This is a genomic window from Aminobacter aganoensis, from assembly GCF_014206975.1.
GTDB classification, from domain to species: Bacteria; Pseudomonadota; Alphaproteobacteria; order Rhizobiales; family Rhizobiaceae; genus Aminobacter; species Aminobacter aganoensis.
This window is the reverse complement of the sequence record NZ_JACHOU010000018.1, coordinates 1-21,079: the sequence shown is the minus strand read 5'-3', so window position 1 is coordinate 21,079 and position 21,079 is coordinate 1. Positions and strand designations below refer to the sequence as shown.

Here is a 21,079-nt window from a genome sequence, read left to right as displayed (position 1 = left end):
TAGAACATATCAAGAACAAACAAAGTCGATCAGTGCTCGGACCCAGCAAGGGAAGCACATGGCCAGAAGACGGCGCCGCGCAATTCTCAACCGGTAACGACGGTCCCGAGCCGCGCCACCCGTCCGCCCCGCGTACCGCGCAATTCGAGAATGTGAGGCCCGCCTTCGAGCAGGCCGAGCTCGTCGTCGCGGATGATCGACTTCAACCGGGCGTCGACCTTGTTGCGCAGCCGGGGAAACTCGATCGTCGCGTCGATCTCGTCCGGGCGCGACAGCGGCAGGAAGACCACGAGCCCTAGGGTAGCGAGTGCCCTTTCGATCCTGCCGAGCAGCTTGCCGCTCGGCGTCCACTCGAACGCCTCCTGCGCGCCCACCACCTCCAGATAGGCGATGAAATCGAGCGGGCAGCGGTCGTAGACGATATCGGGCGCCGACGCCGAAGCCAGGATCATCGTGCAACTCTGTTCCAGTTGCTCCTCGAGATCGGCCGGCGTGGCGGCGTCCGCAAACGGCGTGCCCTGCTGCGCCAGCACCCAATAAGGTTCCTGCTCGTGCTCATAGCCGGGATATGCGGCGATGAAGTCGTCGATGAGGGTTGTCTTGCCGCTGCCGTGCGTGCCGGTGACCGCGATGCGCATGCTTCCCCCACGTTTCCCCGGCGATAGCCGCTCGCGGCCACAACCTGAAGGGCCAGCGCATCAAAATTTCGTCCCCCGCCCCGCGCAAACCTTGCATCCGCGCTGACGCTGGGTATGGTCCGCGCGATCTCCAAAAGGGAAAGGGAAACCCCATGGCCGCCTTCAAGACCCTCGACACCATCGGCAACGTCGCCGGCAAGCGGGTTCTCGTCCGCGTCGACCTCAACGTCCCCATGGCCGACGGCAAGGTTTCCGACGCCACCCGCATCGAGCGGGTCGCTCCCACCATCACCGAGCTTTCCGGCAAGGGCGCCAGGGTCATCCTGCTCGCCCATTTCGGCCGCCCCAAGGATGGCCCCGACCCGGCCCTGTCGCTGGCGCCCATCGCCACCGCCACCGCTGAAGTCATCCGCCGCCCGGTCGGCTTCGCCGCCGACTGCATCGGCGACAAGGCAGCTAGCGCCGTTGGCGCCATGAAGGACGGCGACGTCCTGCTGCTTGAGAACACCCGCTTCTACAAGGCCGAGGAGAAGAACGATCCGGCCTTCGTCGAAAAACTCGCCGCCAATGGCGACATCTTCGTCAACGACGCCTTCTCCGCCGCCCACCGGGCGCACGCCTCGACCGAAGGCCTCGCCCACAAGCTGCCGGCCTATGCCGGCCGCACCATGCAGGCCGAGCTCGAGGCGCTGGAAAAGGGCCTCGGCAACCCGGTCAAGCCGGTCGTCGCCATCGTCGGCGGCGCCAAGGTCTCGACCAAGATCGACCTGCTGATGAACCTCGTGAAGAAGGTCGACGCGCTGGTCATCGGCGGCGGCATGGCCAACACCTTCCTGGCCGCCCGCGGCACCGATGTCGGCAAGTCGCTCGCCGAGCACGATCTCGCCACCACCGCCAAGCAGATCATGATCGAGGCGGCGAGCGCGGGCTGCGCCATCATCCTGCCGTCGGACGGCGTCATCGCGCGCGAGTTCAAGGCCGGTGCGGCCAACGAGACCGTCGCCATCGACGCCGTGCCGGCCGATGCCATGATCCTGGATGTCGGCGCAAAGACAGTCGCGTCGATCAACGACTGGATCGACCGCGCCGCGACCCTGGTCTGGAACGGCCCGCTCGGCGCCTTCGAGATCGAGCCCTTCGACAAGGCGACCGTCTCGGCCGCCCGGCATGCCGCGGCTCGCACCAAGGCCGGCAAGCTCGTTTCGGTCGCCGGCGGCGGCGATACGGTCGCAGCCCTCAACCATGCCGGCGTCGCCGACGACTTCACCTATGTCTCGACCGCCGGCGGCGCCTTCCTCGAATGGATGGAAGGCAAGGACCTGCCCGGTGTCGACGTGCTCAAGGCCTGAGGCTGCAACCAGCCTTGCCGCCAAACGCCGGGGCAGGTCGAGCTTCAGGTCAGGCCGAGCCGAAAGTGGTGAGGGTCGAGAACCGGAGCGGAGCGTACATTCAGGTACGTGAGCACCGGAAGCGCAGACCCTCGCCATTTGCAGGCCGGCCTCACCTGAAGCTAAACCGATTGAAATAATTTCAATCGGTTATAGGCTGGCCCCCGGCATTCCGTTCCCGGGATGCTTCTGCTATGCGCCCGGGGCATCTGTTCAGGAGGTATTTGTATGAGCGAACGTCTCGAAGACATCGCCGTCGCCATGGTGGCGGGTGGCAAGGGCATTCTGGCTGCGGACGAAAGCTCCGGCACCATCAAGAAGCGTTTCGACGTCATCGGCGTCGAGTCGACGGCCGACAGCCGCCGCGACTATCGCGAAATGATGTTCCGCACCAAGGAAGCGATGACCAGGTACATTTCGGGCGTCATCCTCTACGACGAGACCATTCGCCAGAACGCCGCCGACGGCACCCCGCTGGTCGAGCTGATCAAGGCCGCCGGCGCCATTCCCGGTATCAAGGTCGACGCCGGCGCCAAGGCGATCGTGAATTTCCCCGGCGACACCATCACCGAAGGCCTCGACGGCCTGCGCGAGCGCATGGCCGAGTACTACAAGCTTGGCGCCCGCTTCGCCAAATGGCGCGCCGTCATCGACATCGACACCACCAGGAACGTGCCCTCGGCCTACTCGCTCTCGGCCAACACCCAGGCCCTCGCCCGCTACGCGGCGCTGTGCCAGGAAGCCGGCATCGTGCCGATCGTCGAGCCGGAAGTGCTGATGGACGGCGCCCACGACATCGACACCTGCTACGACGTCACCAAGGCAACGCTGGTCAAGCTCTATGACGAGCTTTACGCCGCCCGCGTCGTGCTCGAAGGCACCATCCTCAAGCCGAACATGGTCATCTCCGGCAAGAAGGCCGCAAAGCAGGCCGGCGCCGAGGAGATCGCCGAAAAGACCATCAAGCTGTTCCGCGAGACGGTTCCGGCAGCGGTCCCGGGCATCGCCTTCCTGTCGGGCGGCCAGTCCGACGAAGACGCCACCGCCAACCTCAACGCCATCAATGCCATCGGCCCGCATCCGTGGAAGCTGACCTTCTCCTACGGCCGCGCGCTGCAGGCAGCCCCGCAGAAGGCATGGTCGGGCAAGGCCGAGAACCTCGGCGCCGGCCAGGCCGCCTTCACCCACCGCGCCCACATGAACCACCTCGCCGCGCTCGGCCAGTGGAAGTCGGGGCTGGAGAAGGCGGCGTAAGCCGGGCCTTCTGGCACCAAACGAAAAGCCCCGCCTCGCGCGGGGCTTTTTTATGCCCGGACGGCCCCGCGCCTAGTCCGTCCGCACCATGTCGCCGTCCACCGCGGCGAGCGCGACCCGGTCACGCCAGAAATAATGCAGCGCCGCTGCGAGGGCGACCGCATATTGCGTCCCCAGGATCGCCTGCGTCGTCGTGAACGGCAGCGAAAACCTGCTCAACGTCGTCATCGTCAGCACGACCGCGAACATCCAGAAAACGGAACGCGGCCTGTAGGCGTTGAAGGTGAGGTCGCAGGCAAGCCGGGCCGCCCAGATGCCGGCGACGGCGCCGAGCACGGAACCGGCAAGCTGGAGGACGTTGGGCCTGGAACCGCCGAGCAGCCAGTCGATCGCGAAGGCAAAGGTCTCGGCGGCCAGGGCGAGCACCGCGATGGCAAGGAACGAGGCAAATACGTAGACGACCAGGGCAATCACCATGGCGCCCATCGTCTGTGGTCCGAACGAACCCTGTATCGCGCCACCCGTGTCCATCAACGTCCTGCCCGCCGCTTCACGGCCCCACTTCACGGCCATTGCCACACGGAAGCTCGCCTCCGTCAATCTGGCATGATCCAACGGCGGGGAAGCCGCAACAGGCAAGCGTGCACATCCCCAGTTACATGCCTCGCTTCCCCCGCCGCTTTGGCGTATGAGCAGCCATGGAAAATATCAGATTTGAAACCCCCGTCACCGTGAAGAGCGATCCGGCCGGCACCCCGCTCATTCTCCGCACCGCCAAGGAGGCGTCGGCCTTCCTGCTCAACAACTGGCCCGGCAAGCGCGGCCCCAAGCATCGCGCCGCCCTCCAGGCATGTTCGGATGCCATGTCGGGCGAAAGGCCGGTCATGGCTGCCCGGCGCGCCTTCATCGCAGCCGCGCGCGACGCAAGCGTCCTCATCACCGACAAGGACTGATCGCCCAGGCCACGGGCGAATGCCGGCACCTATCGCCGCAAATCGGAAATCTGGTCCTGGATCGCCTGGAAACAGGTATCGAGATCGCGGTGCAGCCGTTCGCTGGCCGCGGTCACCTCTTCCAGGGCCGCGTCATGGGCTTCGTCTGCCGGCTTTCCCGGGAAGGCCGCAGCAAGCAGGTTTTGCAAAAGCTCGAACATCGCGGCTTCCAGGTTTGTCTCGCCATGAGACAACACCTGAAGCGGCGGAGCGTTCCATCTGGCCCGGTCGTGTCCGGCAGGCGGTGCCTAGTTTTCCTGCACTGAAATGCCCGTTTCGTCGATGCGCAGCTCGACGCCCTTGGGCTTTGTCTCCTCGCGGAAGATGTAGACGCCAAGCGCGATCACGGCCACGGCCAGGGCACCGATGATGAGGTAGAGGGTGTTCTGCTTCATGAAGCCGTCGTACCGGCATGCCGTGGGCAAGTCCAGCACGTCACCGGCAGCGGAGACCTGGCCAGCGTCCCATTCCGGCACAGAACGCGTTGGCATGCGTCGTGCTTGGTATCCTTGGCCGGCGATGGCCGGAGCCTGGCCTTTCGAGGTCAGGTAAGGCTCGCCGGGGTTGGGATGGGGTTTTGCCCCGGCGGGCCCCCTTGACGGTCGGTCCGTCCGGGGTTGCTCCGGACGGCGGCGAGTACCGCCGCCGCTGGGCTGCCAGGCACCCTAGCGGGCAGTGGCTCCGAAGAAATTGTCGTTGATCCGCCTTGCGGTGGCGCGGAAGCCGTTGAGATGCGGCTTGACCGTCTCGCCCAGCCGCGCCGCGGCCTGAGCACCCAGCGCGCGTTCCAGGCTCGTCTTGTATTCCGGGATCTGCGACCAGTCGGCCACCGTCCTGTCGGTGATCTCCATGTGATACTGGAAGCCATAGGCGCGCGCTCCGACGCGCAGCGCCTGGATGGCGCAGGCGGCGTTGCCGGCCAGCACCTCGCCGCCCACGGGCAGGCCGGACACCTCCGCGCCATGCCATTGCAGCGTCTCGAGCGACGCCGCGACGCCGGCAAACAGCGGGTCGCCTTGGCCTGCCGCCGTGAGCTCCACCGATGCCAGCCCGACCTCGGGCATCTTCATCAGCCCGACCTTGCCGCCCAGCGCATCGGCCAGCAGCTGGTGCCCCAGGCAGATGCCGAGATAGGGTCGCCCAAGCTCGCGCACCCAGCGCCGGATGGCCGCCTTCTCCGGCACGAGCCAGGGGTGCTCGTCTTCCTGCCACACATCCATCGGCCCGCCCATCACGGCCAGCATGTCGAAGCCGTCGAGATCGGGGATCGCTTCGCCCTCATCCAGCTCGACGACATGCTCCTCATGTCCGGCCTCGCGCCAGAATTCGCCGAACACGCCGCTGTGCTCGACCTTCAGGTGCTGGAAAACCAGGATTTTCATGCGCTGCCCTCGACCATCTCCGATCCCGACAACAATGGCCGATCCCGCCCCCCGATCATGAGGCACAGCCGCCAAAACGTTGAGGCAGGACCAGCGCGAATCAGAGTTGCCGCCGCGTGCCCCGTCTCCGATCGTCCGCTCCCCATTGTCACTGCCGCCCTGCCATTGCATCCTCGCCCGATGCCCGAGCCCTATCTTCTCCTCATCGTCATCGGTGCCATCTTCGTCCTTGCCGGGCTGGTCAAGGGCGTCGTCGGCCTCGGACTGCCGACCGTCGCCATGGGCCTGCTCGGGCTGGTGATGCTGCCGGCAGATGCGGCTGCCATCCTGCTCCTGCCCTCCTTCGTCACCAATGTCTGGCAATTGCTCGCCGGCCCCGACGTCACCGCCCTGCTGCGTCGCCTGCGGCCGATGATGCTTGCCGTCTTCCTGGCGACGATCGCCTCCGCCGGCCTGATCACCAGCAGCTACACCACAATCGTCACGTCGGGGCTCGGCCTGATCCTGCTCGCCTATGCCGCCCTCGGCCTGCTCCGGCTGCGCATGGCCGTGCCGGCCCGGGCCGAACGCTGGGCCGGCCCGCTCGTCGGCACCGCAACCGGCATCATGACCGGCGCGACGGGCGTCTTCGTCATCCCGGCCGTGCCCTATCTCGGCGGGCTCGGCCTCGGCCGCGACGACCTCGTCCAGGCGCTCGGCCTGTCCTTCACCGTGTCCACGGTCGCCCTCGGCATCGGCCTGTGGTGGAACGGCGCCATTCCGCTCCAGTCGATGGGCCTCTCCGGCTACGCCATCGTGCCGGCGCTGGCCGGCATGTGGCTGGGCGGCTGGCTGCGCAGCCGCATCGATCCGGAAACCTTCAGGCGCTGGTTCTTTGCCGGGCTGGCTTTGCTCGGCGCGCACATTTCATGGCAGGGCCTCGCCTCGGCGCTCTAGTGCCCCAGCAGCGCGGTTATCGAGATCGCCGCCAGCGCCAGCACCGCCAGCTTCCAGAAATCGCGGCGCTGCCTCAGTCCAGGCAGGCCAAGCGGCTTGAGGATCTGGATCGCCATGATGGCCAGGATGATGAGCGACAGCGCCTTCGACATGCCGCCTTTGATCAACTTCCCGCGCCCCTGTCAAAGTGCCGCCGGCAATCTGCTATCGTGACCGCCAACAGGCAGCAGCGCGCGCTACATCAGGCGAACACCCGGCGTGCGCAAAACCGCATCGGAATTCCGGGCCAGATCGGCTTTGCTGGCCGGCAGTTAAACCAAGGTCAAATGGACGCCGCGCGGCACAGGCGGTTACAAGACCAACCAAACGAGACGCCCTGAAGGGCCAATATCCTGGGAAGGAGACGCCATGCCATCTCGCTATCACGAGGTCTATGACGGTTGGGTCCGCAACCCCGAGGCGTTCTGGGCCGAGGCGGCGGGCGCCATCGACTGGTTCAAGCCCTGGGACAAGGTGTTCGATGCCGAAGGCGGCGTCTACGGCCAGTGGTTCTCAGGCGCCGAGTGCAACACCTGCTGGAACGCGCTCGACCGCCACGTCGAGGGCGGCCGCGCCGAGCAGGTGGCGCTGATCCACGACAGTCCCATCACCGGCACCCAGAAGAAATTCACCTATGCCGGCGTGCTCGCCGAGGTCACGGCCCTGGCCGCCGTGCTCGCCGACCAGGGCGTCGGCAAGGGCGACCGCGTCATCATCTACATGCCGATGGTCGCCGAAGCAGCCTTCGCCATGCTCGCCTGCGCCCGCCTCGGCGCCATCCATTCGGTGGTGTTTGGCGGCTTCGCCGCCAAGGAACTCGCCACCCGCATCGACGACGCCACGCCCAAGCTGATCATTTCGGCCTCCTGCGGCATCGAGCCGGGCCGCGTCATCGCCTACAAGCCGCTGCTCGACGGCGCCATCGAGCTTTCCGCCCACAAGCCGGAACGGTGCGTCGTCCTGCAGCGGCCGCAGCTGACCTGCGATCTCGTCGCCGGCCGCGACCTCGACTATGCCGAGGCCGTCAGCGCTGCCAGGGCTGCCGGCCGCAAGGTCGACTGCGTGCCGGTTCTCGCCACCGATCCGCTCTATGTGCTCTACACCTCCGGCACCACCGGCCAGCCCAAGGGCGTCGTGCGCGACAATGGCGGCCACATGGTCGCACTCAAATGGACGATGGAGAACGAATTCGGCGTCAAGCCCGGCGAGGTGTTCTGGGCCGCCTCCGACGTCGGCTGGGTCGTCGGCCATTCCTACATCGTCTATGCCCCGCTGCTGCACGGCGCCACCACCATCCTGTTCGAGGGCAAGCCGGTCGGCACGCCCGACGCCGGCACGTTCTGGCGTGTCATTTCGGAACACGGCGTCGTCGCCCTGTTCACCGCCCCCACCGCCTTCCGCGCCATCAAGAAGGAAGACCCCCAAGGCACCTTCGTGCCGCAATACGACCTGTCGAAGTTCCGCACCCTGTTCCTCGCCGGCGAGCGCGCCGACCCCGAGACCATCAAATGGGCCGAGCTCAAGCTCGGCGTGCCGGTCATCGACCATTGGTGGCAGACCGAGACCGGACATCCGATCAGCCAGAACCCGGTCGGGCTCGGCCTGCTGCCGGTCAAGTACGGCTCGCCCTGCGTGCCGATGCCCGGCTACGACGTGCGCGTGCTCGACGACGCCGGCCATGAGGTGCCGCACGGCACGCTCGGCAACGTCGTGGTCAAGCTGCCGCTGCCGCCCGGCTGCCTGCCGACGCTGTGGCATGCCGACGAGCGCTTCTTCAACGCCTACCTCGCCGAGTTCCCCGGCTACTACAAGACGGCGGACGCCGGCTTCGTCGACGACGAAAACTACCTCTTCATCATGGCCCGCACCGACGACATCATCAACGTCGCCGGCCACCGCCTGTCGACAGGCGGCATGGAGGAGGTCGTGGCCGAGCATCCCGACGTCGCCGAATGCGCCGTCATCGGCATCGCCGATGCGATGAAGGGCCAGATCCCGTGCGGCTTCATCGTGCTCAACTCCGGCGTCGTCCGCGACACTGGCGCCATCGAGAAGGAGGTCGTCGGCCTGGTCCGCGACCGCATCGGCCCGGTCGCCGCCTTCAAGACGGTCGTCACCATCAAGCGCCTGCCCAAGACGCGCTCGGGCAAGATCCTGCGCGGCACCATGCAGAAGATCGCCGACCGCGAGGAATGGAAGATGCCGGCAACCATCGACGATCCCGTCATCCTCGACGAGATCACGGAGGCGCTGAAGGCCCGCGGCATCGGCGTCGACTAATACCCTCGCGATGGACCCAAAATCCCATGGTTCGACAGGCTCACCATGAGGATTTTGGGTCGGCCGCACCAAGCACCTCAGCCCTCATTATGAAGCGCTTCAGTAGCCTTCACGGTGAAGCGCGCCAGCAACCCTCACGGTGAGGCGCGCCAGCAGCCCTCACGGTGAGGCGCGCCAGCAGCCTCACGGTGAGGCGCGCCAGCAGCCCTCACGGTGAGGCGCGCCAGTAGCCCTCATGGTGAGGCGCGCCAGTAGCCCTCACGGTGAGGCGCGCCAGTAGCCCTCATGGTGAGGCGCGCCAGTAGCCCTCATGGTGAGCCTGTCGAACCACGAGGGCGCTAGGCTCGACACAGCCTGTCCCGCAGATCTGGACGCTGTGCCATTGCCTGCACGCCGGGCCCGAGGCAAGTTGCCCCGACATGCATGAGGGGCACTGAAGATGCTGCGGAACTGGGTCGTCAGGTACTGGTATTCGTTTTCGACCACCGGCCTGCTGTTGGGAACGCTGTTCTTCGCGGCATCGCTGACCCCGACGCTGATCCCGCGCACCTACCTGACCCAGGGCGTGCTCTCGGGCCTTTCCGCCGCCGTCGGCTATGGCTGCGGCTTCTTCCTGCGCTGGCTGTGGCGCTACCTCGAGCTGCCTGAACTCAAGGCGCGCATCCTGGTCGGCGGCAAGCTTGTTGCCGCCATCGCCTGCGGCATCGTCGGCCTGGTGTTCCTGTGGCGCGCCTCGGAATGGCAGAATTCGATTCGCGGCCTGATGCAGCTCGACCCGGTCGACACCGCCCACCCGCTGGAAGTCGGCGCCATCGCGCTCGTCACCTTCGTCGTGCTCGTGACGCTTGGCCGGCTGTTCAAGCTGACGCTGATCTTCGTCTCTGAGAAGCTGCGCCGCTTCGTGCCGACGCGCGTCTCCTATGTCATCGGCACCACCATTGCAGTGCTGCTGTTCTGGTCGGCCGCCGACGGCATCATCTTCCGCTACGGGCTGCGCGTGATGGACAGCTCGTTCCAGCGCCTCGACGCGCTGATGCCGCCGGAGACGCAGCAGCCGACCGAACCGGGCAAGACCGGCAGCACCGCTTCGCTGGTCCGCTGGCAGGATCTCGGCCGCATGGGCCGCTCCTACATCGCCACCGGCCCGACCGCAGCCGACATCGGCAAGCTCACCGGAAAACCGGCCCTGGAGCCGGTCCGCGTCTATGTCGGGCTTCAATCGGGCGACACGCCGCAGCAGCGCGCCAAGCTCGCTCTGGAGGAACTCAAGCGCGCCGGCGGCTTCGAACGCTCGACGCTGGTCATCGTCACGCCCACCGGCACCGGTTGGGTCGACGAACAGGCCCTCGACCCGATCGAGTTCCTGCACGATGGCGATGTCGCCAGCGTCGCCACCCAGTATTCCTACCTCGCCAGTTGGCTGTCGCTGCTGGTCGAGCCCGGCTACGGCGCCGAGCAGTCGCGCGCGCTGTTTTCCGAGGTCTACGGCCACTGGCGCACCCTGCCCCGCGAAACGCGCCCGAAACTCTACCTCTTCGGCCTCAGCCTCGGCGCCCTCAGCACCGAGCTGTCCAACGAACTGTTCGAGGTCCTTGGCGACCCATATCAGGGCGCCCTGCTCAGCGGCCCGCCCTTCGCCAGCCGCATCTGGCGCTCGATCACCGACGGCCGCAATCCCGGCACGCCGGCATGGCTGCCCGAGTTCCGCGACGGCTCCTATGTCCGCTTCACCGCCCAGAAGAACGCGCTCGACATTCCGGGCGCCAGCTGGGGTCCGCTGCGCCTCGTCTACCTGCAATACGCCTCGGACCCGATCGTCTTCTACGAGCCGCGTGCGCTCTACCGCGAGCCCGACTGGATGAAGACGCCGCGCGGGCCCGACGTGTCGCCCGAGCTTCGCTGGTACCCGGTCGTCACCTTCCTCCAGCTGACGCTCGACATCGCCATGGCCACCACCGCGCCCATCGGCCATGGCCACGTCTACGCTGCCGAGCACTACATCGATGCCTGGATGCAGGTTGCCGACATCGAGGGCTGGACTCCCGATGCCGTCGCCAGGCTGAAGCAGCATTTCATCGATGCCCGCAAATGACGCGGGTCAGCGGATGAGGTCGGCCGCCCTGGCGCCGAGCGCTGCGATCAGGTCGTCGGGGCGCATGCGTATCTGAAGGCCCCTCTGGCCGCCATTGAGGTAGATCTCGTCCTCCAGCGTCGCCATCTCCTCGACCGCCGTCGGCACCTGCTTGCGCTGGCCGAAGGGCGAGATGCCGCCGACCTTGTAGCCGGTCAGCCGCTCGGCATCGACCGGCTTCATCATCTGCGCCGCCTTGCCGCCGAAGGCGGCGGCGACCTTCTTCATGTTGACCTCCTGGTCGGAGGGCACCACCACGCAGGCCGGCTTGCCGTCGACCTCGACCATCAGCGTCTTGAGCACGATGCCAGGCGCAACCCCCATCGCCTCGGCCGCCTGCAGCCCGACGCGCTCGGCACCGGAATCGTAGTCATAGGTGGCGACGGTGAAGGCTATGCCCGACTTGGTCAGCGCGAGCGTGGCGGGAGTGGTCTTGGACATGCCCCGTTGTGCAACAGCGGCCCGGCCATTCGCAAGGGCTACCAAAATGGATCATGCCCTTCGGCGGTCGTCGTCTCCTTGACATACTCATACCTATATGGCTATGTGTCATCGCATAGCCAGATAGGTATGAGTGATGTCTGAAATTCACGACGCGATGTTCCGGGCGCTGTCCGACCCCACCCGCCGCGGGCTCTTCGAGCGTCTCTGCCGCGAGGGCGACACGACGGTCGTCGGGCTGCTCTCCGGCGCCGGCGTCTCGCAGCCGGTGGTCTCCAGGCACCTCAAGGTGCTGAAGTCCGCAGGCCTGGTGCGCGACCGGCACGAAGGCCGCTACACCTACTACAGCGCCGAGCGTGCCGCGCTCAGGACGCTGGTCGACTGGACCAGCGAGATGTCCGGTTTCTGGAACGACCGCTTCGACGATCTCGACAACCTGCTCAGGAGGATGGACCAATGACCGAAACCATGGAAACCACGCGCTCGGTCGTGGTCGAGCGCGATTTTCCCTATCCGCCCGAAAAGCTCTGGCGCGCGCTGACCCAGCCGCATCTCATCGCCGAATGGCTGATGAACAACGATTTCGCCGCCGAGGCCAGCCGCCGCTTCACGCTCTCCGCCGACTGGGGCCAGGTCGATTGCCAGGTCGAGACGGTCGAGGAGAACCGCGCGCTGGCCTATCGTTGGGACACCAAGGACCTCCGCAGCATCGTCACCTGGACGCTCGCCCCCACCGCGTCGGGCACCAGCCTGCGCATGGAACAGCGCGGCTTCACCACCGCCCAGAAATCCTACTTCCAGGGCGCCACCGTCGGCTGGCCGCGCTTCTTCGACGCGTTGGGCAACGTCGTCTCGAAGCTGGACTGACCGCGCACCCCCGCAACCACATCGAAATCCCGGAGCATTGCCATGAACTCTGTGATCCGCACCATCCACCGCTGGACGTCGCTCGTCTTCTGCCTGGCCGTCGCATCGATCTTCGCCGGCATGGCCGTCACCACCTTGCCCGAGTGGTCCTACTACCTGCCGCTTCCGCCGCTCTTCGTGCTGATCCCGACCGGCATCTACATGTTCTTCGTGCCCTATTTCAACGGCCGGGGAAGTCCCGTGTCTGCAGCGAAGGGCAGCGCCTGATGACCGGAAAGGAACCCGCCAAGGCAAAGCTCCTGTCGGGCGGCAATCCGCAGATCGCAAAGGGTTACGGCGACGCCGTCGTCCAGTCCTACATCGACGCCATGCCCGGCTGGAAGCAGGACGTCGGCCGCCGCCTCGACGCTCTCGTCACAGACGCGGTGCCCGGCGTGGTCAAGGCAGTGAAGTGGAACTCGCCCTTCTACGGCATGGAAAAGGACATCTGGTTCCTCGGCTTCCACTGCATGACGAAATACGTCAAGGTCGCCTTCTTCAAGGGCGCGCAGCTCTCCCCGCTGCCATCAGGTACGTCGAAGCAGGCCGACGTGCGTTATCTCGACATCTACGAGGGCAAGCCGTTCGACGAGCAGCAGTTCTCCGAATGGGTCAAACAGGCAAGCGCCTTGCCCGGCGAGAAGATGTGAAGGACACCGCCCTGAACGATCGCACGGGAACTGCCATGACCATCGGCATCCGGACCGCTCTCGCTGCGGACAGGGATGCGCTTGGAGCACTCAAGCTGCGATCTTCGCTGGCCTGGGGCGACCATGTCGAGGAGTTGCAGGCGCTGGCGGAGGCGCGCGAGGTTCCGGCCACGCAACTGCCTCATGTCGCGGTCGCGGAAATCGCCGGGAAGATCGTCGGCTTCGTCACTGTCCTTCCGGCCGACGCTGCCACTCATGCCGAGCTCGAAGACCTCTTCGTGGCACCCGAAGCATGGCGACAGGGCATTGGCGGCATGCTTCTCGCCGAAGCCGAACGCCGCGCCAGGGCGTTCGGCGCGCGAACGCTCGGCGTCGTTGCCGGCGAGCGCGCGCGTTCGTTCTACGAGGCGTCAGGCTTTCGATTCGTGAAGACGGTCGCAACCGATCTTGCGCCTGCCGCCAGGCTGCAAAAGGAGCTCCCCTAGCACTGGGGGTTACGGGCCGAGATCAGGCCGCCACGCCTCAGGGCGACATCACCCTCTTCGCGCCGCCTCGATCTTGGCGACGTCGATCTTCTTCATGTCCATCATCACGGCAAACGCCCGCTTGGCTTCGCCGCCGCCGGCCGCCATCGCCTCGGTCAGCACGCGCGGCGTGATCTGCCAGTTGATGCCCCATTTGTCCTTGCACCAGCCGCAGGCGCTCTCCTGCCCGCCATTGCCGACGATGGCGTTCCAGTAGCGGTCCGTCTCCTCCTGGTCGTCGGTGGCGATCTGGAACGAGAAGGCCTCGTTGTGCTTGAAGGCAGGCCCGCCATTGAGGCCGATGCAGGGAATGCCGGCAACCGTGAAATCCACCGTCAGCACGTCGCCCTCCTTACCGGAGGGATAGTCGCCGGGGGCGCGATGGACCGCCCCCACCTTGCTGTCCGGAAAAACCTCGGCATAGAAGCGCGCGGCAGTCTCCGCGTCCTTGTCGTACCACAGGCAGATCGTGTTCTTGGCGATGGCCATTGCTGGTCCTCCTCGTTGAAGCCCGGTCCCGCCCGGTTTCACGCACGCCGCAGCCGCTCGCTGTCGACGCCGGCATGCCTACCAACACAGAATGCGCCAGCGCGCCTGGCGTTCCGCCGCCGGCCCGACAGGCTACCCCTACGGCAGCCTGAATACTATGCCGGCTGCACTTCTATGGTGACATGCGACAGATCTTGGATGTGGGCGAGCTTCGATTTGTAGCTCTCGGGTGTTGCCGGCGCACTCGACTTGAGCGCCACGATGGCCGCGTGATGGCCCGGCCCGACCTGCCAGACATGCAGGTCGGTGATCACGTCCTTGTCGGTCTGCACCGCCTGGCGGATCTCGTCGGGCAGGTCCTCGCCCGAAGGCACGTAGTCGACCAGCACGCGCCCCGCGTCGCGGATCAGCGTCCACGACCAGCGCGCGATGACCACGGCGCCGACGATGCCCATCAACGGATCGATCCACCGGAGCCCATAGATCGCGCCCATCACCAGCGCGAAGATCGCCAGCACCGATGTCAGCGCATCGGCCAGCACATGCACGTAGGCGGCACGCAGATTGTTGTCGTGCCCATGCCCATGATCATGTCCATGCGCATGATCGTGGCCGCCATCATGCAGCAGCCAGGCGCTGGCAAGGTTCACCGCCAGCCCGACCACGGCGATGATCGCCGCCTCGCGAAAATTGATCGCTACCGGGTTCATCAGCCGGACGACGCTTTCCCAGCCGATATAGATCGCCACCATCGCCAGGATCACCGCGCTGGCAAACGCCGCGAGATCGCCGACCTTGCCGGTGCCGAAGGTGAAGCGCGGATTGTGCGCCTGCCGGCGCGCGAAGACGTAGGCGAGTGCCGCGATCGCCATGGCCGCTGCATGGGTCGACATGTGCCAGCCGTCGGCCACCAGCGCCATCGAGCCGTAGATCGTGCCGGCGACGATCTCGACCACCATCATCGCAGCCGTCAGCGCGATCACGAACATCGTCCGCCGCGCATTGCGGTCGTGGCGCTCGCCCAGGAAGACGTGGCTGTGCGCCGGCTCGAACGCGTCGTGGCGATGCCCGTGCTCCTGCCCGTCATGGTCATGGCTATGGTGCCGGTCATGGGAATGGCCGTGCGGATACGGATGGTCGTGGCTCATTTCAGATAGGTCCTGATGACGTCGATCAACTCGTCGCCGCCGCGCTGGCGCTCGGCCGCGTCGGTGGGCGCGAGAACATGGTCGCGGATGTGGTCTTCCATCAGCTCGGCGGTCAGCCCGCCGACGGCGCCGCGCACCGATGCGACCAGTTGCAGCACGTCGCTGCAGCCGAGCTCGGCCTCGAGCGCGCGCTCCACCGCCTCGACCTGGCCCTTGATGCGCCGCACCCGCGCCAGAAGCTTCGATTTTTCACGGATCACATGGGACATCGCCACCTCACATAATATAGGGGGGTATCCTATATTATGAAGCGGCGTTTGCAATGGCGCAAGCGTTGCCTTCCTCCCTCCCCCTTGTGGGGAGGGACCAAGGGTGGGGGTAAGGAGAGGCAACATCCCGCCCCGTTGACCCCGCCCGCCCTTCCCGCCACTGTCCGCCACTGGATTCGCCCTCGCGGCAACGGTGACAGGAGCGGACATGAAACTCGACGGCAAGACGGCAATCGTCACGGGCGGCGCCAAGGGCATCGGCTATGCCATTGCCGAGCGTCTCCTCGGCGAAGGCGCCCGCGTCGTCATCGCCGACATCGACCAGGAACAGGGCGACGCAGCCGAGCGCGACCTCGCCCGGCTCGGCAAGGCGCGCTTCGTTCGCGCCGATGTCGGCAAGCGCCTCGATGTTCACAACCTCGTCGCCTCGACGATCGACGCCTTCGGCGACGTGGACGTGCTGGTCAACAATGCCGGCATCGACCACCAGGCCGATTTCCTCGACGTCACCGAGGACGATTTCGATCGTGTGCTCAGGGTCAACCTCAAGGGCGCCTTCCTTGCCGGCCAGGCGGTGGCGCGCTTCATGGTCGAGAAGGTCAAGACCGGCGGCGCGCCCGGCGCCATCGTCAACATGTCCTCGGTCAATTCGGTCGTCGCCATCCCCGACCAGGTGCCCTACGCCGTGTCCAAGGGCGGCGTCGCCCAGCTCACCACCGTCATGGCGCTGGCGCTGGCGCCCTGGGGCATCCGCGTCAACGCCATCGGCCCCGGCTCGATCTCGACCGACATGCTGGCGCGCGTCAACGCCGACCCCGCGGCCAAGGCCCGCATCCTGTCGCGCACGCCGCTCGGCCGCATCGGCGAGCCCGAGGAAATCGCCGCGATCGCCGCCTTCCTCGCTTCCGACGACGCCAGCTACATCACCGGCCAGACCATCTTCGCCGACGGCGGACGGCTCGCCCTCAACTACACGGTGCCGGCCAAGGGCTGAGCCCGGTAATGCACCCGGTGCGTCGAAATTTCGACTCAGGAAGCGCACCAGGCCGATAGCTGCAAGCCTGCCTCGCCGGCATCTCGATACACCTGCCGGCTCCTGACAGACTGCTGTCAGGAGGGCTGTGCGATACTCCTCTCGTACAAGAATTGGAGGATCAGTCATGAGCAAGTTCACCCCCGACATCTTCCGCGCGGTCAGGCATTATGCCGGCAAGATCAGGACCATTCACAACGAGATCCGCACCGAGCGATTCCTGAGCTCGCTCCCCGCCGAACTGCGCAAGGACATCGGCTGGCCCGATCGCTTCGGCTCGCGCCGCACCGACAACAGCTGACACATCCAGCGAGAAAGGACGCGACATGACCGCCTCGAAAACCATCGGTGTTCTCTTCATCGAAGGCTACGCAGACTGGGAATACGGCATGCTTGCCGCCTCGGCGGTCGAATGGTTCGGCGCGCGCGCCGTGGCGATTTCGCCGCACGCCTCGCCGCTGACCTCGATCGCCGGCTTCCGCCTCGATGCGGTGCGCGGCGCCAAACCGGCGGAAAATGGCGACCTCGACGCGGTTGCCGTCATCGGCTCCGACGGATGGGCCGCAGCAGGCGCACCCGACGTCGCGCCGCTGCTGAAGGCGGTGGCGGCCCGCGGCGGCGTGGTCGGCGGCATCTGCGCCGGCACGCTCGCCCTCGCCCGCGCCGGCCTGTTCGAGGGCGTCGCCCACACCAGCAATGGCCGCGACTGGATCCTCGGCCATGAGCCGGCCTATGCCGGCGCTGCGAACTATCGGGATGTGCCGCATGCCGTTGCCGACGGCAACATCGTCTCGGCTCCGGGGTCGGCGCCGGGAACCTTCGCCGCGGCCTTCCTCGAGACGTTGTATCCCGAGCAGGCCGGCCAGGTCGGCGAGATGCGCGCCATGTTTGCCCGCGAGCATGCCACGGTCGCCCGCGAGCATGCCATGGTCGCGCACGGACGTGGTGACGGCTCCTGACACTATGCTGTCAGGAGGCCTGTGCGATGATAGGATGAACAGGTCCGCATACGCAGGCTTTCGGCACCATGCAGCGCCAGCGCGAAGGGTATGCCGGAACGGCTTTTGACTTTGCGCATTGTCACCGAGGCCAGGCGCCCCCACTTGGCCAAGGACAGCGCGAGACTTTGAGGGGTATTCGATGAGACGCGCCGACAGGCTGTTCCAGATCGTACAGCATCTCCGAGGTGGCCGCCTGGTCACCGCGCACAAGCTGGGCGCGTGGCTCGAGGTTTCCGAGCGCACGATCTATCGCGACATCGCCGACCTGCAATCGACGGGTGTGCCGATCGATGGCGAGGCAGGCGTAGGCTACCTCATGAGGGAAGGCTTCGACCTTCCGCCGCTGATGTTCACACGAGATGAAATCGTAGCCCTTGTTGCCGGCGCCCGCATGGTCCGCGCCTTCGGCGGCGCCGCCATGGCCCGTGCCGCCGACGAGGCCCTGGTCAAGATCGGCGCGGTCCTGCCGGACTCGGAAAAGGACCGCATCGCCCGCACCGAGATCCACACGCCGATGTGGGTCGTCTCCGACGCCGACCGCGAGGCGATCGACCTGATCGAACGCGCCGTCGAAAAGCGCCATGTGCTCAAGCTCGATTACAATGACGAGGCCGGCCGCGGCTCGGCGCGCGATGTGCGCCCGCTCGGCCTGTGGTTCTGGGGCAAGGTCTGGACGCTGATCGCCTGGTGTGAGATGCGCAACGACTTCCGTGCCTTCCGCATCGACCGCATCGCCTCCGTTGCTTCCGCCGGCCGTAACTTCAAGCCCGAGCGCGGCAAGCTGCTGGTCGATTATTACCGCAGCGTCGAACGCAGCGAATCCTTCGGCGATCGCAATTCCCACGGCTGACGCATCCTCCCAACGTCAGCCCCTTCGAAAAGCCCGGCCGCCAGCCGGGCTTTTTTTGCCATTGGGTCAACCCGCACTCAGTCTTGAAAAAGAGCGGAATGGGAGCCCGTCCGCACCAAATGCAATTCGTCGCCGACAATCCGGTAGAGCAAGAGCCAATCTGGTTCGATATGAGCGGCTGAAGGGGCAAGACGAAATCAGGCCGGGCCACTTGCACGCCGCAGCGACTCCGCTCATGTGACCAGCCGGAACACCCCTGACGGCGGGAATTGCAGAATGAACATGGACATTCACGAGATCGACGGCGCCTGCCATTGCGGCACGGTCCGCCTGCGCGTCAGGCTGTCGGACGGGCTGCGCAGCGCGCGGCGCTGCACCTGTTCCTACTGCCGGATGAAGGGCGCGGTCGCCTTGTCGGCCGACCTTGGCGGCGTCGATGTCGTGGCCGGCGCGGACAGCCTCACCACCTACCAGTTCAACACCATGGCCGCGAAGCACTATTTCTGCTCGAAATGCGGCATTTACACCCATCACCAGCGTCGCTCGGACCCCAACCAGTATGGCGTCAATGCCTCGGTTCTGGAGGGTATCAGCCCGTTCGACTTCACCGAAATCCCGGTCATGGACGGCATCAACCATCCGTCCGACCGCAAGGACGGCGCGTCGGGCTCGGGCATCGCCGGCACGCTGAAATTCATCGCCGCGGAATAGACGCCGAGGCCGACGCAATCAGCGCCGGCATCCAGGCGCATCCTGAGCCTCAGTGTTGTTTGCTTGCCTTGGCGATCCAGGCACGTGCAACAAGGCTGATGGGGCCTGCTTCGCCCAGGCGTTCGGCGAGGCGCGCCTTCAGCCTCGCCCTGTGATCCTCGGCCAGGCTCATGCAGTAACCCGGCGCCGGCCCTGCCCCCAGCGTGAACGGCTGCCAGAACGCCTCGAAATCCTCGAACCGCGTTTCGATCTCGACCGGGGCGATGACGACATCGCGCAGGCCGGCCCCATGGCACAGCGCCAGCAGCCCTTCCCGCGTGCAGAACGGAAACCGCCTGTCTTCGCCCAATTCCGCTGCGGCCGGATCGATTTCGATGGCAGCCAGCCAGAACTGGCGGATGAAGCCGATGCCTCCGCCGGGATAGTCCCAGACATAGAACGACAGCAGGCCGTCCGGCTTCATCACCCGTTGCATCTCGGCCAGCGCCGCCGGCCTGTCGGATACGAAGTTGAGCACCAGCCCCGACGTGAGGACATCGATGCTTGCAGGTTCCGCCGGCAGATTAAGCGCATCCGCAATCTCGAACCGGGCGCGCTTGTCGCCGGTCGCTGCGCGGGCGTGCGCGACGAAATCGGCCGACGGGTCGATCGACAGTAGCGAGCGTGGCACGGCACCCGCCAGTATGGCGGCCGTCAGCGCCCCGGTGCCACAGCCGATCTCCAGCCATGCCGCCTGATCGGGCGGCGACAGCCAGGCGACGAATTTCGCCGCCACCAGCCGGCTCCACCGGCCCATATAGTGTTCGTAGCTGTCGCCGGCGCTCCAGGCGTCGAATGCAGCGGAACCGCTCATCTCGCACCTCGACGTTTCAGGCGAAGTTGCCCGCGAGCAACCATGCGCCCGGGTGGCTTGCGCGGCAAATCAAAACACCTGCCAGTTCAGCCGTCCTGGGCAAGATCCGGGCATGAAAAAAGCCCGCTTAAAGCGGGCTTTTTTAACGTTATCCCACGCCGATGGCGCAGCAGGCGAAGGAGCCTATTCCTCGTCTTCGTCGGGGGTCTTCGACTTGAGCGCTGACAGCTTGGCGAACACCGCGTTGGCGTCGAGTTCCTTGTCCTCGTCCTGGGGCGAGGCCTGCTCCGGCGTCAGGCGCTCGGTCAGCGAGGCCGGCAGCAGCGTATCGCCGGTCGGCGCCGGGGCTTCGCGGCCGCGCGAGGCGCGCTGCACTTCGATGTCGAGGTCGATCTGCGAGCACAGGCCGAGCGCCACCGGATCGAGCGGCGTAAGGGTCGCCATGTTCCAGTGCTTGCGCTCGCGGATCTGCTCGATCGTCGCCTTGGTCGTGCCGACCAGGCGCGAGATCTGCGCGTCCTTCAGCTCGGGATGGTTCTTGACCAGCCAGTAGATGGCGTTCGGGCGATCCTGGCGCTTCGACAGCGGCGTGTAGCGCGGGCCCTTGCGCTTGCTCTCGGGCACGCGGACCTTGGGGTCCGACAGCTTGAGGCGGTGGTTGATGTCGGCCTCGCCCTTGGCAATCTCGGCGCGCGTCAGCTGGCCGGTCATGATCGGGTCCATGCCCTTGATGCCCTGGGCCGATTCGCCGTCGGCGATCGCCTTCACCTCGAGCGGGTGCAGCGAGCAGAACTGCGCGATCTGGTCGAACGAAAGTGCCGTGTTGTCGACCAGCCAGACGGCGGTCGCCTTGGGCATAAGCAGCGTATTGGCCATGCGATATATCCTCTTCGCTCGCCCGCGTCCCTCACGCGGGCGGTGGTTCAGACCACCAGAAAATGGGAAATTCGGCCCGTATATAGACGTATTCGCGCCCCACCGCAACGATTTTGGAACCGCCCGCCATCACGCCTTCCCGCCCGCGCAGGCATGGGAAAAAGCCCCGCCTCCTGTCTCGGGAAGCGGGGCTTAGAGCCCTTCATGTTTTAACGGAAGCGTATCCGGCGTTTTCGAAGTAGTTCCTGCATTCGGCTGCCTCGATGGTTTCGACGAGGTGGCCGATGT

General features: G+C 66.1%; 29 protein-coding genes. 16 read left to right on the top strand and 13 right to left on the bottom strand.

What is annotated here, in order from left to right:
• Window positions 1–86: 86 nt before the first annotated feature.
• Window positions 87–638 (bottom strand): AAA family ATPase, encoded by a 552-nt coding sequence (locus GGR00_RS23260; RefSeq protein ID WP_184701444.1) that lies wholly within the window; start codon window positions 636–638, stop codon window positions 87–89.
• 152 nt (window positions 639–790) lie between these two features.
• On the opposite strand from GGR00_RS23260, the gene GGR00_RS23255 reads away from it, so the two are divergent.
• Window positions 791–1,987: a phosphoglycerate kinase gene (locus GGR00_RS23255; protein WP_184701442.1), complete on the top strand. Its 1,197-nt coding sequence runs from the start codon at window positions 791–793 to the stop codon at window positions 1,985–1,987.
• Between the two features lie 267 nt (window positions 1,988–2,254).
• A complete protein-coding gene (locus GGR00_RS23250) occupies window positions 2,255–3,280 on the top strand; it encodes a class I fructose-bisphosphate aldolase (protein WP_184701440.1) in 1,026 nt (341 codons plus the stop codon).
• Window positions 3,281–3,352: 72 nt separating this feature from the next.
• Here GGR00_RS23250 and GGR00_RS23245 read toward each other — a convergent pair whose 3' ends face one another.
• Entirely contained in the window at window positions 3,353–3,880 is a 528-nt protein-coding gene (locus GGR00_RS23245) for a hypothetical protein (protein WP_184701439.1), read from the bottom strand.
• 98 nt (window positions 3,881–3,978) lie between these two features.
• Between GGR00_RS23245 and GGR00_RS23240 the strand changes: the two genes are divergently transcribed.
• Complete coding sequence (locus tag GGR00_RS23240; protein ID WP_055974299.1) at window positions 3,979–4,233, top strand: DUF982 domain-containing protein; 255 nt, start codon at window positions 3,979–3,981, stop codon at window positions 4,231–4,233.
• A 29-nt stretch (window positions 4,234–4,262) separates the two neighbouring features.
• Here GGR00_RS23240 and GGR00_RS23235 read toward each other — a convergent pair whose 3' ends face one another.
• From GGR00_RS23235 to GGR00_RS23225, 3 genes are all read right to left on the bottom strand, one after another.
• Complete coding sequence (locus GGR00_RS23235) at window positions 4,263–4,433, bottom strand: hypothetical protein (RefSeq protein WP_184701437.1); 171 nt, start codon at window positions 4,431–4,433, stop codon at window positions 4,263–4,265.
• 87 nt (window positions 4,434–4,520) lie between these two features.
• Window positions 4,521–4,763 carry a hypothetical protein gene (locus GGR00_RS23230; RefSeq protein ID WP_055974303.1) on the bottom strand — a complete coding sequence of 81 codons (243 nt, stop codon included), beginning with the start codon at window positions 4,761–4,763 and terminating at the stop codon, window positions 4,521–4,523.
• A 174-nt stretch (window positions 4,764–4,937) separates the two neighbouring features.
• The gene (locus GGR00_RS23225) at window positions 4,938–5,654 is read right to left on the bottom strand and encodes a type 1 glutamine amidotransferase (protein WP_184701435.1); all 717 of its coding nucleotides are present in this window, start codon (window positions 5,652–5,654) and stop codon (window positions 4,938–4,940) included.
• A gap of 180 nt (window positions 5,655–5,834) precedes the next feature.
• Between GGR00_RS23225 and GGR00_RS23220 the strand changes: the two genes are divergently transcribed.
• The gene (locus GGR00_RS23220; RefSeq protein ID WP_184701433.1) at window positions 5,835–6,590 is read left to right on the top strand and encodes a sulfite exporter TauE/SafE family protein; all 756 of its coding nucleotides are present in this window, start codon (window positions 5,835–5,837) and stop codon (window positions 6,588–6,590) included.
• Here the strand turns inward: GGR00_RS23220 and GGR00_RS23215 are convergent.
• Window positions 6,587–6,757 (bottom strand): hypothetical protein, encoded by a 171-nt coding sequence (locus GGR00_RS23215; protein ID WP_156381199.1) that lies wholly within the window; start codon window positions 6,755–6,757, stop codon window positions 6,587–6,589. The genes GGR00_RS23220 and GGR00_RS23215 overlap by 4 nt on opposite strands.
• 241 nt (window positions 6,758–6,998) lie before the next feature.
• On the opposite strand from GGR00_RS23215, the gene GGR00_RS23210 reads away from it, so the two are divergent.
• Both GGR00_RS23210 and GGR00_RS23205 read left to right on the top strand, forming a co-directional pair.
• Window positions 6,999–8,909: a propionyl-CoA synthetase gene (locus GGR00_RS23210; RefSeq protein ID WP_184701431.1), complete on the top strand. Its 1,911-nt coding sequence runs from the start codon at window positions 6,999–7,001 to the stop codon at window positions 8,907–8,909.
• Between the two features lie 439 nt (window positions 8,910–9,348).
• A complete protein-coding gene (locus GGR00_RS23205) occupies window positions 9,349–11,001 on the top strand; it encodes an alpha/beta hydrolase (RefSeq protein ID WP_184701429.1) in 1,653 nt (550 codons plus the stop codon).
• A gap of 6 nt (window positions 11,002–11,007) precedes the next feature.
• Here GGR00_RS23205 and ybaK read toward each other — a convergent pair whose 3' ends face one another.
• Window positions 11,008–11,481, bottom strand: a complete 474-nt coding sequence (gene ybaK / locus GGR00_RS23200; protein ID WP_184701427.1) for a Cys-tRNA(Pro) deacylase — start codon at window positions 11,479–11,481, stop codon at window positions 11,008–11,010.
• 136 nt (window positions 11,482–11,617) lie between these two features.
• Between ybaK and GGR00_RS23195 the strand changes: the two genes are divergently transcribed.
• The 5 genes from GGR00_RS23195 to GGR00_RS23175 are packed head-to-tail and all read left to right on the top strand — an operon-like array spanning window position 11,618 to window position 13,522.
• Window positions 11,618–11,941, top strand: a complete 324-nt coding sequence (locus GGR00_RS23195; RefSeq protein WP_055974317.1) for an ArsR/SmtB family transcription factor — start codon at window positions 11,618–11,620, stop codon at window positions 11,939–11,941.
• Entirely contained in the window at window positions 11,938–12,348 is a 411-nt protein-coding gene (locus tag GGR00_RS23190) for an SRPBCC family protein (RefSeq protein ID WP_184701425.1), read from the top strand. The genes GGR00_RS23195 and GGR00_RS23190 overlap by 4 nt, the downstream gene beginning before the upstream one ends.
• A 42-nt stretch (window positions 12,349–12,390) precedes the next feature.
• Complete coding sequence (locus GGR00_RS23185; protein ID WP_184701423.1) at window positions 12,391–12,615, top strand: hypothetical protein; 225 nt, start codon at window positions 12,391–12,393, stop codon at window positions 12,613–12,615.
• The gene (locus GGR00_RS23180; RefSeq protein ID WP_184701421.1) at window positions 12,615–13,037 is read left to right on the top strand and encodes a DUF1801 domain-containing protein; all 423 of its coding nucleotides are present in this window, start codon (window positions 12,615–12,617) and stop codon (window positions 13,035–13,037) included. The genes GGR00_RS23185 and GGR00_RS23180 overlap by 1 nt, the downstream gene beginning before the upstream one ends.
• A 35-nt stretch (window positions 13,038–13,072) precedes the next feature.
• Window positions 13,073–13,522: a GNAT family N-acetyltransferase gene (locus GGR00_RS23175; RefSeq protein ID WP_184701419.1), complete on the top strand. Its 450-nt coding sequence runs from the start codon at window positions 13,073–13,075 to the stop codon at window positions 13,520–13,522.
• Between the two features lie 48 nt (window positions 13,523–13,570).
• Here GGR00_RS23175 and GGR00_RS23170 read toward each other — a convergent pair whose 3' ends face one another.
• The 3 genes from GGR00_RS23170 to GGR00_RS23160 all read right to left on the bottom strand — a co-directional run bounded on the left by GGR00_RS23170 (window position 13,571) and on the right by GGR00_RS23160 (window position 15,467).
• On the bottom strand, window positions 13,571–14,044 hold the full coding sequence (locus GGR00_RS23170; protein WP_184117384.1) for a VOC family protein: 474 nt from the start codon (window positions 14,042–14,044) through the stop codon (window positions 13,571–13,573).
• Window positions 14,045–14,205: 161 nt separating this feature from the next.
• Window positions 14,206–15,198: a CDF family Co(II)/Ni(II) efflux transporter DmeF gene (dmeF, locus tag GGR00_RS23165; protein WP_184701417.1), complete on the bottom strand. Its 993-nt coding sequence runs from the start codon at window positions 15,196–15,198 to the stop codon at window positions 14,206–14,208.
• Entirely contained in the window at window positions 15,195–15,467 is a 273-nt protein-coding gene (locus tag GGR00_RS23160) for a metal/formaldehyde-sensitive transcriptional repressor (RefSeq protein WP_055974338.1), read from the bottom strand. Before GGR00_RS23160 ends, dmeF begins: the two co-directional genes overlap by 4 nt.
• A 208-nt stretch (window positions 15,468–15,675) precedes the next feature.
• Here GGR00_RS23160 and GGR00_RS23155 point away from each other — a divergent pair, with 208 nt between their 5' ends.
• The 4 genes from GGR00_RS23155 (at window position 15,676) to GGR00_RS23140 (ending at window position 18,351) form a co-directional block, all read left to right on the top strand.
• The gene (locus tag GGR00_RS23155; RefSeq protein WP_055974341.1) at window positions 15,676–16,461 is read left to right on the top strand and encodes an SDR family NAD(P)-dependent oxidoreductase; all 786 of its coding nucleotides are present in this window, start codon (window positions 15,676–15,678) and stop codon (window positions 16,459–16,461) included.
• 166 nt (window positions 16,462–16,627) lie between these two features.
• A complete protein-coding gene (locus tag GGR00_RS23150; protein ID WP_184117373.1) occupies window positions 16,628–16,801 on the top strand; it encodes a hypothetical protein in 174 nt (57 codons plus the stop codon).
• A 25-nt stretch (window positions 16,802–16,826) separates the two neighbouring features.
• Complete coding sequence (locus GGR00_RS23145; RefSeq protein WP_184701415.1) at window positions 16,827–17,459, top strand: DJ-1/PfpI family protein; 633 nt, start codon at window positions 16,827–16,829, stop codon at window positions 17,457–17,459.
• 181 nt (window positions 17,460–17,640) lie between these two features.
• Window positions 17,641–18,351 (top strand): helix-turn-helix transcriptional regulator, encoded by a 711-nt coding sequence (locus GGR00_RS23140; RefSeq protein WP_184701413.1) that lies wholly within the window; start codon window positions 17,641–17,643, stop codon window positions 18,349–18,351.
• 77 nt (window positions 18,352–18,428) lie between these two features.
• On the opposite strand, the gene GGR00_RS23135 is transcribed toward GGR00_RS23140, so the two are convergent.
• Window positions 18,429–18,521, bottom strand: coding sequence for a type II toxin-antitoxin system mRNA interferase toxin, RelE/StbE family (locus GGR00_RS23135; protein WP_184701554.1), 93 nt, complete (start codon window positions 18,519–18,521; stop codon window positions 18,429–18,431).
• Window positions 18,522–18,627: 106 nt separating this feature from the next.
• Between GGR00_RS23135 and GGR00_RS23130 the strand changes: the two genes are divergently transcribed.
• Window positions 18,628–19,062, top strand: coding sequence for a GFA family protein (locus GGR00_RS23130; RefSeq protein ID WP_184701411.1), 435 nt, complete (start codon window positions 18,628–18,630; stop codon window positions 19,060–19,062).
• Window positions 19,063–19,111: 49 nt separating this feature from the next.
• On the opposite strand, the gene GGR00_RS23125 is transcribed toward GGR00_RS23130, so the two are convergent.
• Window positions 19,112–19,915, bottom strand: coding sequence for a class I SAM-dependent methyltransferase (locus tag GGR00_RS23125; RefSeq protein WP_184701409.1), 804 nt, complete (start codon window positions 19,913–19,915; stop codon window positions 19,112–19,114).
• A 183-nt stretch (window positions 19,916–20,098) separates the two neighbouring features.
• Window positions 20,099–20,791 carry a DUF1013 domain-containing protein gene (locus GGR00_RS23120; protein WP_055974354.1) on the bottom strand — a complete coding sequence of 231 codons (693 nt, stop codon included), beginning with the start codon at window positions 20,789–20,791 and terminating at the stop codon, window positions 20,099–20,101.
• Window positions 20,792–21,079 lie beyond the last annotated feature (288 nt).

Bases quoted from the DNA above. Each gene is read 5' to 3' on its own strand.
- GGR00_RS23225 (WP_184701435.1), bottom strand. From the start codon at position 5,654: ATGAAAATCCTGGTTTTCCAGCACCTGAAGGTCGAGCACAGCGGCGTG.
- GGR00_RS23255 (WP_184701442.1), top strand. From the start codon at position 791: ATGGCCGCCTTCAAGACCCTCGACACCATCGGCAACGTCGCCGGCAAG.
- GGR00_RS23210 (WP_184701431.1), top strand. From the start codon at position 6,999: ATGCCATCTCGCTATCACGAGGTCTATGACGGTTGGGTCCGCAACCCC.
- GGR00_RS23180 (WP_184701421.1), top strand. From the start codon at position 12,615: ATGACCGGAAAGGAACCCGCCAAGGCAAAGCTCCTGTCGGGCGGCAAT.
- GGR00_RS23205 (WP_184701429.1), top strand. From the start codon at position 9,349: ATGCTGCGGAACTGGGTCGTCAGGTACTGGTATTCGTTTTCGACCACC.
- GGR00_RS23175 (WP_184701419.1), top strand. From the start codon at position 13,073: ATGACCATCGGCATCCGGACCGCTCTCGCTGCGGACAGGGATGCGCTT.
- GGR00_RS23140 (WP_184701413.1), top strand. From the start codon at position 17,641: ATGAGACGCGCCGACAGGCTGTTCCAGATCGTACAGCATCTCCGAGGT.
- GGR00_RS23125 (WP_184701409.1), bottom strand. From the start codon at position 19,915: ATGAGCGGTTCCGCTGCATTCGACGCCTGGAGCGCCGGCGACAGCTAC.
- GGR00_RS23150 (WP_184117373.1), top strand. From the start codon at position 16,628: ATGAGCAAGTTCACCCCCGACATCTTCCGCGCGGTCAGGCATTATGCC.
- GGR00_RS23185 (WP_184701423.1), top strand. From the start codon at position 12,391: ATGAACTCTGTGATCCGCACCATCCACCGCTGGACGTCGCTCGTCTTC.
- GGR00_RS23130 (WP_184701411.1), top strand. From the start codon at position 18,628: ATGAACATGGACATTCACGAGATCGACGGCGCCTGCCATTGCGGCACG.
- GGR00_RS23240 (WP_055974299.1), top strand. From the start codon at position 3,979: ATGGAAAATATCAGATTTGAAACCCCCGTCACCGTGAAGAGCGATCCG.
- GGR00_RS23160 (WP_055974338.1), bottom strand. From the start codon at position 15,467: ATGTCCCATGTGATCCGTGAAAAATCGAAGCTTCTGGCGCGGGTGCGG.
- GGR00_RS23250 (WP_184701440.1), top strand. From the start codon at position 2,255: ATGAGCGAACGTCTCGAAGACATCGCCGTCGCCATGGTGGCGGGTGGC.
- GGR00_RS23155 (WP_055974341.1), top strand. From the start codon at position 15,676: ATGAAACTCGACGGCAAGACGGCAATCGTCACGGGCGGCGCCAAGGGC.
- ybaK (WP_184701427.1), bottom strand. From the start codon at position 11,481: ATGTCCAAGACCACTCCCGCCACGCTCGCGCTGACCAAGTCGGGCATA.
- GGR00_RS23260 (WP_184701444.1), bottom strand. From the start codon at position 638: ATGCGCATCGCGGTCACCGGCACGCACGGCAGCGGCAAGACAACCCTC.
- GGR00_RS23235 (WP_184701437.1), bottom strand. From the start codon at position 4,433: ATGTTCGAGCTTTTGCAAAACCTGCTTGCTGCGGCCTTCCCGGGAAAG.
- dmeF (WP_184701417.1), bottom strand. From the start codon at position 15,198: ATGAGCCACGACCATCCGTATCCGCACGGCCATTCCCATGACCGGCAC.
- GGR00_RS23230 (WP_055974303.1), bottom strand. From the start codon at position 4,763: ATGCCAACGCGTTCTGTGCCGGAATGGGACGCTGGCCAGGTCTCCGCT.
- GGR00_RS23120 (WP_055974354.1), bottom strand. From the start codon at position 20,791: ATGGCCAATACGCTGCTTATGCCCAAGGCGACCGCCGTCTGGCTGGTC.
- GGR00_RS23145 (WP_184701415.1), top strand. From the start codon at position 16,827: ATGACCGCCTCGAAAACCATCGGTGTTCTCTTCATCGAAGGCTACGCA.
- GGR00_RS23190 (WP_184701425.1), top strand. From the start codon at position 11,938: ATGACCGAAACCATGGAAACCACGCGCTCGGTCGTGGTCGAGCGCGAT.
- GGR00_RS23220 (WP_184701433.1), top strand. From the start codon at position 5,835: ATGCCCGAGCCCTATCTTCTCCTCATCGTCATCGGTGCCATCTTCGTC.
- GGR00_RS23195 (WP_055974317.1), top strand. From the start codon at position 11,618: ATGTCTGAAATTCACGACGCGATGTTCCGGGCGCTGTCCGACCCCACC.